This window comes from Colwellia sp. BRX10-4 (assembly GCF_014077465.1).
Lineage (GTDB): Bacteria > Pseudomonadota > Gammaproteobacteria > Enterobacterales > Alteromonadaceae > Colwellia_A.
Genome location: NZ_JACGVZ010000002.1, coordinates 1 through 12,798, shown reverse-complemented (window position 1 = coordinate 12,798; position 12,798 = coordinate 1). Strand labels below are relative to the sequence as shown.

11 protein-coding genes are annotated in these 12,798 nt (G+C 37.3%); 3 read left to right on the top strand and 8 right to left on the bottom strand.

What is annotated here, in order from left to right; genetic code table 11:
* Nucleotides 1-355: 355 nt before the first annotated feature.
* Entirely contained in the window at nt 356-1,762 is a 1,407-nt protein-coding gene (locus H4J67_RS02505) for a GGDEF domain-containing protein (protein WP_182202791.1), read from the top strand.
* 71 nt (nt 1,763-1,833) lie between these two features.
* On the opposite strand, the gene H4J67_RS02500 is transcribed toward H4J67_RS02505, so the two are convergent.
* Complete coding sequence (locus H4J67_RS02500) at nt 1,834-2,628, bottom strand: alpha/beta fold hydrolase (RefSeq protein WP_182176551.1); 795 nt, start codon at nt 2,626-2,628, stop codon at nt 1,834-1,836.
* Between the two features lie 259 nt (nt 2,629-2,887).
* Between H4J67_RS02500 and H4J67_RS02495 the strand changes: the two genes are divergently transcribed.
* Nucleotides 2,888-3,166 (top strand): hypothetical protein, encoded by a 279-nt coding sequence (locus H4J67_RS02495; protein WP_182176550.1) that lies wholly within the window; start codon nt 2,888-2,890, stop codon nt 3,164-3,166.
* A 269-nt stretch (nt 3,167-3,435) separates the two neighbouring features.
* Nucleotides 3,436-4,035 carry a Yip1 family protein gene (locus H4J67_RS02490; protein WP_182176549.1) on the top strand — a complete coding sequence of 200 codons (600 nt, stop codon included), beginning with the start codon at nt 3,436-3,438 and terminating at the stop codon, nt 4,033-4,035.
* A 148-nt stretch (nt 4,036-4,183) separates the two neighbouring features.
* Here H4J67_RS02490 and purF read toward each other — a convergent pair whose 3' ends face one another.
* The 7 genes from purF to H4J67_RS02455 all read right to left on the bottom strand — a co-directional run.
* Nucleotides 4,184-5,701 carry an amidophosphoribosyltransferase gene (gene purF / locus H4J67_RS02485; RefSeq protein WP_182202789.1) on the bottom strand — a complete coding sequence of 506 codons (1,518 nt, stop codon included), beginning with the start codon at nt 5,699-5,701 and terminating at the stop codon, nt 4,184-4,186.
* A gap of 112 nt (nt 5,702-5,813) precedes the next feature.
* A complete protein-coding gene (locus tag H4J67_RS02480; RefSeq protein ID WP_070374279.1) occupies nt 5,814-6,296 on the bottom strand; it encodes a CvpA family protein in 483 nt (160 codons plus the stop codon).
* A 158-nt stretch (nt 6,297-6,454) separates the two neighbouring features.
* A complete protein-coding gene (locus H4J67_RS02475; protein ID WP_182176547.1) occupies nt 6,455-7,078 on the bottom strand; it encodes an SPOR domain-containing protein in 624 nt (207 codons plus the stop codon).
* Between the two features lie 30 nt (nt 7,079-7,108).
* Nucleotides 7,109-8,401: a bifunctional tetrahydrofolate synthase/dihydrofolate synthase gene (folC, locus tag H4J67_RS02470; protein ID WP_182202787.1), complete on the bottom strand. Its 1,293-nt coding sequence runs from the start codon at nt 8,399-8,401 to the stop codon at nt 7,109-7,111.
* Nucleotides 8,402-8,422: 21 nt separating this feature from the next.
* Entirely contained in the window at nt 8,423-9,283 is an 861-nt protein-coding gene (gene accD, locus H4J67_RS02465; protein WP_182176545.1) for an acetyl-CoA carboxylase, carboxyltransferase subunit beta, read from the bottom strand.
* A gap of 215 nt (nt 9,284-9,498) precedes the next feature.
* The gene (gene truA / locus H4J67_RS02460; protein ID WP_182176544.1) at nt 9,499-10,281 is read right to left on the bottom strand and encodes a tRNA pseudouridine(38-40) synthase TruA; all 783 of its coding nucleotides are present in this window, start codon (nt 10,279-10,281) and stop codon (nt 9,499-9,501) included.
* A 290-nt stretch (nt 10,282-10,571) separates the two neighbouring features.
* Nucleotides 10,572-12,798, bottom strand: a 2,227-nt coding sequence (locus tag H4J67_RS02455) for a FimV/HubP family polar landmark protein (protein WP_310740483.1), incomplete at its 5' end; no start/stop codon positions are given.

Sequence of the window (12,798 nt, the reverse complement as noted above, 5' to 3'; positions counted from 1 at the left end):
AACACTGATAAAAAGAAGTTAGGCGCTAATAGTGTTGTGGCCGAAATATCGTAAATAACTAACCTATGGGGATTAAATTAATGCCTGTTTATCATACCCGTATCAAGAATTATCGCTTATTTACACAAGATGATCAGAAGTGTCTATACTCAAAGTAAGCTTTAAAACAGTGATATTAGTAATATCATACCTTATAGATTTATAAATCTATAAGGATACTCGTTTGGATAAACTCAACACTTAATAAAAGTGTCTGTAAAATTTTAATTTCATGGTTAGACTTTAGTGAATGAAATAAGTAAATAGTAACAACTGTGTACTATTGCATAGCTAACACCAAACCAATAGGTTATTGATGAATATTTCCACTGGCAATAAAATCGGTTTTTTATGCTTTATCGTCATATTAAGCATGTGGGGTTATGTTGTCTTTCATATTATTGGTATTTTTGATCTACAAGCAATTAAGGATAAAAAGCACCATATATATTCGCTAGGCATTGCTAATGAACTACGTCAAAGTTCAGATGACCTAACACGTATGGCACGTAATTATGTGGTTACCGGGGATGAAATTTATAAAGAGTATTACTTTGACATCATTGCAATACGAAACGGGGATTCTCCTCGACCAAAAAAATACCCTCCCACTTACTGGCACACCTCACTTACGCCAGAACGATTTACTTCAGATAAATTAGGCGTACAAGTCCCATTAAAGACACTTATGGGGAATATGGGCTTTACAGAAAGTGAGTTGTTACTTCTTCAACAGTCCCAAGCCCGCTCAGATAATTTAATGACTATAGAAAAACAGGCTTTTGCATTAATGGCAGGACTCTACAACGATGGTAAAGGTACGTTTACCCTTAAAGGCGAGCCTGAAAGGGCTTTTGCGGTTAAGCTATTATTTTCACCTCAATACCAGCAAGAAAAAAGGGCCATCATGCAACCTATTCAAAAATTTATCGAAGCTGTAGAAACTAGGTTAATTGTCGAGGCTGATGAGTTTAACATTAAGCAAAAAAAACATTTATGGTATGTCATTTTATTATTAGTTATTTCAACGCTTATGGCGTTAATTATTACTTTTTATGTCAGAAATAAAATTGTTATGCCCATATTTTCACTGGTTCACGATGCACAAAATATTGCCGAAGGAAATTACCAAGCACGTAGCAAGGTCATCGTAAAAAATGAAATTGGCTCACTGAGCAAAAATTTAAATAAAATGGCTAACCATATAGAACAAGACATTAATAAATTAAGAAAAATGGCGACAACGGATGAGTTAGTCGGCATTGCTAACAGACGCGCTTTTATGAAATCTTTGCAGCTTGAATTAGAGCGATCCCATCGTTATCAAGTTCCACTGTGTTTATTAATGTTAGATGTAGATTATTTTAAAGTATTTAATGATACCTATGGACATTCGATTGGCGATGATGTCTTAAAACTTATTTGCAACGTAAGCCAATTGGTACTGAGAGAGAATGATCTGATGGGGCGAATTGGCGGTGAAGAGTTTGCATTCATTCTTCCCGCTACCAACATCGACTTCGCGTTAATTGTTGCTGAACGCATCCGCGCGGCTGTTGATAATGCCTTTCTTATTATTGATAATAAAAAAGTAAAGGTCACCGTAAGTATGGGGGCAACTCAATTAACTAAGTCAGATGATGTTGGTTTATTTCTCAAAAGAGCGGATAAAGCCATGTATAAATCAAAGGAAAACGGGCGTAACCAAATCAGTTCTGTTTAACCGCTATAGACTAATTCTTATAAAAGAAAAAACATAACTTTGTTCTCAAGGGGTAGATATATCTTATAATATTAGTATTGTTGAGCGATAAACTCTAACGAATGTTGGTTAAAGAGTTCGGGGTTCTCAACATTGCAGACATGACCACATTTATGGATGGTGTGTAATAAACTGTTTTTATGTTGTTTAACCATTTCCATCACCGGCCCCAAAAACATATGGTCTTCCTTGCCCATAATATAAAGGATAGGTATATCAATTTCTTTTTCTTTGAAATAACGCATCAAGGGATTCACGTCCATCGCTAACTTAAACCAACGAATAAATTCTTTCTGGCACAAACGTTTAGCTTCACGAACAAATAAGTGCCGCGATTCCTTATGGCGTTTTTTCGGCATCATAATAAAAGCAAATAAACGATACAACCACATGTACGGTAAAAAATGCTTAAAGGTATTTCCCAAATAAACCAAGATATTACTACGAGCATTAAAACGAGTGATAGCGCCACCTAGCACCATACTTGATACATATTGAGGCGCAATTTCAGCTATGTTACGAATAATAATAGTTCCTAAAGAAATACCAACAAAATGTGCACATTTAATATTGTTGTGATCTAAAACATCGATGATATCTTCAGAGACTTTATTAAAGGAGTAATTACTATCAACAAAGGTTTGTACCAGATGGCTGGACTTTCCGTGGCCACGAAGATCAAGTAAGAGCACATTATAGGTTTTTTGATAATCTCTGATCTGACGAAACCAAATTGCCGAACTACCGCCAGCACCATGGACAAAAACAACCCATACTTTACTGGTTTTATGTGGATAAATAGTATGGAAAAGAATTGATTTGCTCATTACTACAAACACCCCATTACGATGAGTTATACAAACTTAAGAGTAGCTAGTATAGCTAAATTTAAAAAAAATCTCCTAATAAGTTCGCTAATATCCCGCCTTACTATGGTAATACTTTAATGATGTTCCGTCTTAATTGTCAATTTTGCGAAAAGATATAATAAAGTTTAGAATAGTTTATCTTATTAATACAAAGCCAATATCAATGGCGCTACTATTTTAGGTCCGGGCATTACAACGTCTCGTCAAGGTAATAAAGATGAAAAAGAAAACAGTAAACAGTCTCTTAAAAAAACATGACAAACTTGTTCATAGTGAAAATGTTACTGTCGTCTCTCATGTTCAACGCGAACAAGATGAGTGGTTTATTAATACGATAATGATAAAAGGCTGTGATGCTCCATTTAAATATAAGCGGAAAAAAGCTTATAAATCGCTTAGCAAACAACAAGTGAACATGACCTATTACACAAGCACTGAAATAATTGCCGGCTTTGAGATAGAAGTCATGAATATTGTTAGAATAAAAGTCGCCTGATTTTCAATTAACAATGACATTCTTAATAGCCCACACTTTTCTTTGAAAGAACAAAATAATATATCACTATATAAACATCTGTTATTTTCGGTATAAAAAGAAGTTATTTGCATTTAATTTAGCTTAATTGCTATTCATCTCTTGACGAAAGCTTCGCCATCTTACATAAATAAGCTATCAATAATAAAAACATTGATCGACACAGACATTTATTAATAAAAAATAAAAAGCAATAAATGTAATTTTGGGGACAGCGAGAGGATTTTATTATGATATTAAACCATATATGGGGATTGTATACTGACCCTAAGAAAGAGTGGCACACAATAGAAAGGCGCCACGAAAGCTTAATGTATAGCATGGTTCATATTTTAACCATAGCGTTAATACCTGCCATTTGTAGTTATTTTGCCGCTGCTCATATTGGTTGGACAATAGGCGTAGGAGATCCAATAAAATTAACTCAGGCAAGCGCAATGACTATGTCTGTCGGTATGTATTTTGGTTTGATCTTTGGTGTTATTGGTTTAGCTTTTTTAATTCAATGGATGGCAAAAACTTTTGATGCTAAGCCTGATTTCACCCAATCTTTAGAGTTAGCCGCTTACACAGCAACACCATTATTAATGGTTGGCGTAACCGCTTTATTTCCTGTTTTATGGTTTGTTGCTTTAGCGGGACTAGCCGCACTTTGTTATTCAGTCTATTTACTTTACTCTGGCGTACCCATCATGATGAATATTCCAGAAGAAAAAGGCTTTATTTATTCAAGCTCGGTGGTTACTTGCGGATTAGTTCTTTTAGTCTCTTTAATGGCATTTAGCGCTATTATGCTAGGTATGGGCTTTGGCTCTGAACATATATCTTAACGCTTTTATTATAAATTTAAGTCGATAAGTCATTTATTATAAATATGTATCTTTAGCATTTGATGATAAAAAAGCCCGCTTAGTGATAAACTAAACGGGCTTTTATTTTACTTTATTTTTCTATGGTGTCGTTCAGACAAGCCTGATGCTATTCAGCACCTTCATTGTGCATATCTATAATTGAATCAGCATTTTTATCTGAGTCTTCTTTATTCTCATTATTTCTCATCGCATCTAAACGTTCTAAATAGCCCTGAGTAATATCTTTAGTTATATATTGACCATCGAAAACAGATGTCTCGAATTGTTTGATTTCAGGGTTTACACTGCCCACAGCACTAACTAAATCCTCTAAGGTTTGAAAAATAAGTTTATCTGCACCAATTAATTGGCAAATATCGTCTAATTCACGGCCATGAGCAATCAGTTCATTGGCACTTGGCATATCAATACCGTAAACATTAGGAAAACGAATTTCTGGTGCGGCTGAGGCAAAATAAACATTTTTTGCCCCCGCAGAGCGAGCCATTTCAATGATTTGCCCAGAAGTCGTCCCTCTTACAATAGAGTCATCGACTAACAATACATTTTTACCAGCAAACTCAGTTGTTATCGCATTAAGTTTACGGCGAACTGACTTCTTACGCTGCTCTTGACCCGGCATAATAAAAGTTCGACCAATATAGCGGTTTTTCACAAAACCTTGACGGTATGGGATACCAAGATGGCGAGCAATTTCTAAAGCAGTATCACATGATGTTTCTGGAATAGGGATAACAACGTCGATATCTACGTCTTCCCATTCTTTTGCAATTTTATCACCCAATTTTTTGCCCATTTCAACACGAGAGCCGTAAACAGAAATTTTATCAATTGCTGAATCAGGACGCGCAAAATAAACATATTCAAAAATACACGGGTTGTATGTTGGGTTCTTTGCACATTGCTGGCTGTGAATTTGCCCATCTTCAGTGAAATAAATAGCTTCGCCAGGCGCAACATCGCGGACAAATTCAAAGTCGTTTGCATCAAGCGCTACCGACTCAGAAGCAATCATATATTCGATACCGGTAGCCGTTTCACGCTTACCAAATACTAAAGGACGGATGCCATTAGGATCACGAAATGCCACCATGCCATGACCAATAATCAAAGCAACCGTTGCATAGGCACCACGAATACGCTCATGTACATTAGATATTGCAGTAAAAATGTCATCAGGTGTTAATTTCAAATTTTCAGTCAATTGTAATTCATGACCGAGAATATTGAGTAACAATTCAGAATCAGAGGTGGTATTTACATGGCGACGTGCGACATTAAATAACCACTCTTTTAATTCAATCGCGTTGGTTAAATTACCATTGTGTGCAAGAGAAATACCAAAAGGAGCATTGGCATAAAATGGCTGAGCTTCTGAAGAACTTGAAGTACCTGCGGTTGGATATCTAATATGACCAATACCCATGTTACCTTGTAATCGCAACATATGACGCGTATGAAACACGTCTTTTACTAAACCATTTCCTTTACGTAGTCTAAAGGTATTGTTGTGAATAGTCACAATACCTGCAGCGTCTTGACCACGATGTTGAAGTACAGTTAATCCGTCATATAATGCTTGACCTACCGATGTTTTACCAACAATGCCAACAATACCACACATGCGTTTATTCTCCACAGAACTAAGTTTAAGGGCGTTTTAATAACATAAACGCTAAGTAAATAAAAATTATACTAATGAACATCAGCCCCATTTTCATGGCACTACAATAACGTTATTTCAAAAAGCTTGATGAATTCTTTAGGTATTCGAAAAACCATTCAACAATGAGTGTAAACTCGGGGATGAGTTGAGAACTTGCCCACCATGCGGTTGATGACGCTGGCGTAAATGCATCCATAAAGAATAATACTGCGCTGATAACTAACACGCCACGTAATGCACCAAATACAAGCCCTAGCAGGCGATCGGTTCCAGACAAGCCGGTTTTACTGACCAATTGACCAATAAGATAATTTACCATAGCGCCAAGAATTAACGTGGTAATAAAAAGAATAGCAATTGCCGCGGCATTACGTAGGACTTGATCGGAAATGTTTGTCAATAAACTAGCAAGATTTACATAGAAGTGGCTGGCAATAAAGAAGGCACTGATCCAGATAACTAGCGAAACAGCTTCTTTGACAAAGCCGCGAACCAAGCTAATTAATGTTGAAATGCCTACAATTGCCAAGATGGCATAGTCTATCCAAACCATAAATTAATCGTTACCAATGAATATTTACCAGCATAATAAGGCGCGCATTCTAACAGAAACGCCCCTTATTTTACCAATGTTTTATTTAAAATAGCCATTGCCATTGAAAGTGCTCAACTACTTTTTACACTGTATTATTGGGCAGTGGTTATAACTTATTATTTTGTCGGATAAAAACGAGCAATTTTACCTTCAACACCGGTTAATTTTTTCAATGCTGAGATTTTTTTTATCAATGAGTTTTTGATCAGTTCAGGACCAATGAAAACTTTAATTAATGGGCCATTTTTTGTTTTTATCGGCTTTGTGAAAGCGGTATAACCATTATCTTTAAGCTTGAGTAATAACTGTGCAACATTTTTTTTATGACGAAAACTGCCCAGCTGTACTACCCATGCTTGTTGCAACACGGACTTTTCTGGCAAAATATTATCTATTGCTTGCTCAGTTGACTCTTTATCGTCTTCTTTGGTCGCTACAGCGTTATTTAAGCTCGGGTCACTCTCTGTTTCAGCTGTATTTTTTATTGCTTGTTCAGTCGAAGAGATATCGTCATCTAACGCCGTTTCATCACTCAGTATTTCGTCGGTATTTATAAAAATTTTATCTTCAGGAAAGCTTGGAGTGTTCTTAACAAACTCGACCTTAGGCGGAGGTGGAATTTTTTCAAACTCATCTTGATAGGTCTTTTTATTACCGTCTAGTAAGTCTGGCAAAATAATAATAGCAACCGCAGCCACAATAATGGTGCCAACTAAGCGGTTTTGAAAAGGTGTAGACAAATGGAACTCCCAGGCTGCAGTTAATAAAAACTACAGCAATAAACGTCGGACTTCAGCTACGGTGTAAAATGATCCAAACACTAAGATCAAATCTGTTGCTGTTGAATTTTTGTTAGCCATTCTAAATGCCTCAGTGATATTGTCAAAACAATTAGCTGAATCTTCATTTAATAACAATTTTTCGGCTAACTCCTTTGCGGTAGCTCCACGAGGCATAGATAAACTGCCTAAATACCATTTATCAACTAATGTGGATAATGGCCCAAAGGTGTTAGCAATATCTTTGTCTTTTAACATACCGGTAACTGCATAAAGCTTGTCATACTTTTGCGACTTTAAATACTCAACTAAATAACGTGCTGCTTGAGGATTATGGCCAACATCAAGTAGCACCGGACTGTTTAACGATTTTTTACTGATAAGCTCAGTTCGACCAGCAACTTTTGTTTGGTTTATTAAGACATTTACACTTTCAGTATTAAAAACAACAGAACAATCATTAAGTAAAGCCAATACTGTTAGTGCTGTTGCTACATTATCTTGAGGTATAAAAGGCTTATTTAAATCATTGATTTGGTACTCGCCAAATGTCCAACGCCACAAAGAGTGACAAGCGGGTACTTGGTGCGGTTCAATAGAGAAGTCATCGCCTCGCAGACTCAACACGGCTTTAAGTTTTTTAGCATGAGCAAGTACTGATATAGGACAATCGGTATCACCAATAACAACTTTTTGATGCGCACGCATGATACCCGCTTTTTCAAAGCCAATACTTTCGCGATTATCACCTAGGTACGCTTGATGGTCTAAGTCTATCGTGGTTATAACCGCAATATCAGCGTCAATTAAGTTTGTGGCATCTAAACGCCCACCCAAACCTACTTCCAAAATAATAAAAGCAGGTTTTCTTTCCATTAAAACTAAAAATGCGGCTAATGTTGTGTATTCATAGTAGGTTAGTGAAATATCACCACGTTGTTGCTCTATTTGCTCAAAGGCGTTGATCAATGACTGACTGTCAACGTCAATATTATTAATACGTAAGCGTTCATTGAACTTTTCAATATGTGGTGAAGAATAAACCGCAACTGTTTTATCATCACCGAGCAAAGCATTTTCAATAAAAGCACAGGTAGTGCCTTTACCATTAGTACCTGCGACCGTGATCACTTGGGCAAAACTGAAATCAATATTTAATCGCTTAGCCACAAGCGAAATGCGTGTGAGCCCCAAGTCGATCTCAGTTAAATGTATTGTTTCTAAATAAGAAAGCCATTGAGCTAGCGACTTGCTAGCAAAATGGCTTTTGTTGTTTGTTGGCATAGTGTTGTTATGAAACGTTAGTTATGAAGCGTTAAGGCTTGGATGTCCCATGAATTTAGCTAACATACGAGAAAGCGTACTACGCATTTCACGTCGGTCAACAATAATATCAATAGCACCCTTTTCTTTTAAAAATTCACTACGCTGAAAACCTTCAGGTAACTTCTCTCGAACAGTTTGTTCAATAACACGTGGACCCGCAAAGCCAATTAACGCTTTAGGCTCTGCAACGTTAATATCGCCGAGCATAGCTAAACTTGCAGATACGCCGCCCATCGTAGGGTCAGTTAATACCGAAACGTAAGGCAAGCCTTTTTCGCTCATTTTCGCTAATGCTGCACTTGTTTTTGCCATTTGCATTAATGAAAATAATGCTTCTTGCATACGTGCTCCGCCACTTGCAGAAAAACAAACAAGTGGTAGGTTATGCTCAAGGCAGTATTCAACACCTTTAACAAAACGAGCGCCAACAACTGATGCCATTGAACCACCTAGAAAAGCAAACTCAAACGCAGCAGCAACGATAGGCATACCATTAAGTTCGCCTATCATAACAACCAGTGCATCTTTTTCACCGGTACTTTTTTGTGCAGCGCTTAGGCGGTCTTTATAACGTTTTGAATCTTTGAACTTTAAAATATCCTGTGCTTCAAACTCTTCACCTAATTCAGCACGATTATTTGCATCTAAAAAGCAATCAATACGTTTGCGTGCTGAAATACGCATATGGTGATCACATTTTGGACAAACAGATAATAATCTATCGAGTTCTGCTTTATATAGTACTGCATTACAAGAAGTACACTTGCTCCAAACGCCTTCAGGGATATTACGTTTTTGGGTGCTTTTTGCTTTTGGGAGAATTTTTTCTATCCAGCTCATAATTTATTTTTGCCTTCTTTTACCTAATATGTTCATGGGAACATAGGAAAACTTGCCAATATTGGTTTCGAACCTATCAGCAAATTATTAATTTTTTGAATTATTCTAACTATATTCGACAATTAAAGCACATTTAACCCTACTATGAATACAAAAAACTGGTCTGTTTTGTTGGAATTAGCAGTTTGTAATTACTCATTCTGTCACTATTTATCTCAAAGTAAAAACAGTGGCCCCAGCGGAGGTTTTGGAATGTTGAACTCTTGTGGGTAGTCAACACCAACAAAATACAAACCTGCAGCAGATGCCATCATGCCAGCTACACAACGATTTTTAGCTTCAAGTACTTCGCCCAACCACACTACTGTTTCTAATTGTTGGCCTATACGCATTAAACTACCCGCAATATTTCTCACCATATGATGTAAAAAAGCATTGCCTTTAACATCAATAATAACAAAATCACCTTGTCGTGAAACATTGCAATGAATCAATGTTCTAACCGGAGAATGCGACTGACAATGAACGGTGCGAAAGGAAGTAAAATCATGTTTACCCAATAAAGACTGTGCCGCTTGATGCATTAGCTTTTCATCAAGTGGATAATGACAGCAGGTTATTCCTTGGCTTAAAATTGCAGATCTTAAACGATTGTTATTAATAACATAGCGGTAACGACGTGCTGTGGCGCTAAATCGAGCATGAAAACTGTCGTCCACTTGCTTAACCCAAGACACAGCAATATCACTAGGTAGATTGGTATTTACGCCCAGTGTCCAAGCAACATCTTTACGAACTTTGTCCGTTTCAAAGTGAATAACTTGGTTAGTCGCACTAACACCCGTATCAGTTCTGCCTGCACAAATAACTTCAATTTTTTCATCAGCAATTTTTGATAAAGCTTTTTCTACATTTTGCTGAACACTGACCGCATTTTTTTGTCGTTGCCAACCGTGATAACGGCTTCCATCGTATTCAATACCTAAAGCGTAACGCATCAATAACTCCCGATTATAATGCGCGCATTATCCAATATTTTAAGGTTTATGCCAATCAGGTTCTTTGATTATATAAAAAAAGCCACAACAGTGGCTTTTATAGAATGAAATAACGTCTCTTGATTAACTAATATTATCACGTAGTTGTTGAGCATCAAATTGTTGCTGAGCATCACCTTTTGCTACTACGTCTTGAATATTACTTTGGCGTTTTCTATTATTGCGCCTATTTCACTTATATAAAAAAAGCCACAACAGTGGCTTTTATAGAATGAAATAACGTCTCTTGATTAACTAATATTATCAAGTAGTTGTTGAGCATCAAATTGTTGCTGGGCATCACCTTTTGCTACTACGTCTTGTAGTATTACTTCGGCGTTTTCGTTATCTCCTATTTCAATATAAACTTTCGCTAAATCTAATTTAGCGGCAATACCGTTATCATCTTCTTCTTCGGCGGCGTTTTCACCAGAAAACTCAGGGAACTCATTAAGTCCCACATTAAAATCAGTTTTATTATAGGGCTCTTCGTCTTCTGTGTCGCTTAAACTATCTGATAATAAAGAGTCGACAGAGACAAAGTCATCTTCATCTTCATCTTCATCTTCAAAATCAACATTTAAATTATTATCACTATTGAGGTCATCACCAATATCTAACACATCATCTAAGTCAATATCGAAATCATCTTCAGTGTCAACTTCAATCTTAATCTCATCATCGGAATCAACAGCGTCTAAGTCAATGTCATTAGCATTGAAGTCAGTTGAAAAGTCGAGATCATCTGAAGGTGTCGTTTGACTCTCTTCTGCTATGTTTGCCAATAAGTCATCAAAGTCAACATGAGCGAGTGCATCAATCTCATCAATTTCACTATTTTCACTATTTTCACTATTTTCATCAACAAAATAATCGTCAGAGATGTTTTCATCGGCTAATAAATCAGCTAATACATCACTATCGGTATAATCAGTTGCTGCTTCTGGCTCTAGTTCATTGACTTGTCCATCGATGAGTATATCGTCACCAATATCTAAATCATCAGAGTTTAAATTGTCACCGTCAGCCATCTCAGCCAAAAGTGCATCTATATCTAAATTATCTGACAAGTCATTATCTTTCTTACTAATTTTTTCGTTTATACTTTCGTCATGACTTGCATGAGTATCGTCAACTAATACTTCGGTATCATCTTTAAGTAGTTCACTAAAATCTACTGATAAAAATGGCGCTACGTATTCATTGGTAAAATTATCGATAAGCGCTTTATTTTCATCTTCTTTAGTCTCAGTTGCATTACCCTGAATATCACCTAATAAACTATCAATATCATCAGGGTCAGTTAATGCTATATTTTCAGCAGCCATTTCATCAAGAGGATCAATAATATCATCGGCGGTAATGGGTTTTAACATCTGTTCTGGGGCTGACATTGAATCTAACAAGGCGTCGATATCATCGGGATCTGATATTTCAAAATTCTCAGCTTGTTCATTTAATTCAGCAACCGCACTTTCTTTGACCATTGAATCCATCAGTGCGTCTATATCGTCAGGATCAGTTAACTCTTCAGTACTATTGTCAGTTATATCCTTTGGCTCAGGTTTTGGCGCTGCGGCGGCCATTGAATCCATCAGTGCATCAATATCGTCTGGGTCAGTTAACTCAGCAGTACTATCATCAGCGGCATCTGCTACTGGCTCAGGTTTTGGCGCTGCGGCGGCCATTGAATCCATCAGTGCATCGATGTCGTCTGGGTCAGTTAACTCAGCAGTACTATCATCAGCGGCATCTGCTACTGGCTCAGGTTTTGGCGGTGCGGCGGCCATTGAATCCATCAGTGCATCGATGTCGTCTGGGTCAGTTAACTCAGCAGTACTATCATCAGCGGCATCTTTTTCTGGCTCAGGTTTTGGCGCTGCGGCGGCCATTGAATCCATCAGTGCATCAATATCGTCTGGGTCAGTTAACTCAGCAGTACTATCATCGGCGGCATCTTTTTCTGGCTCAGGTTTTGGCGCTGCGGCGGCCATTGAATCCATCAGTGCATCAATATCGTCTGGGTCAGTTAACTCAGCAGAACTATCATCAGCTGCATCTGCTACTTTCTCTGGATTAGGTTTTGACGCTGCGGTAGCCATTGAGTCCATCAGTGCATCGATATCGTCTGGATCGGTTAGTTCTGTTGCAGCTTCTTCATGTACAGATTCAATTGTCTCTAAAGCACTATCGTCATCGTCGCCAATGCCGTTTAATAGGTCATTCAATAAATCTTGGTCTAATTCACCACCTTCTAATGCTTCACCTGGCAGCTCTTCTTTACTTTCATTGTTATTAATTTGATCTTTATCCGCTGGAACGTCGTCATCATCGTCATCAAGGCCTGAAAGTAAGGAATCTAAGTCGCTTTGGTCTAACTCGCCACCTTCTAACTCGTCGCTATCAAGTGATATGTCTTCTAAATCATCTAAATCATCGAGTCCGTCCAGATCATCTAGATCATCATCTAAATGAATA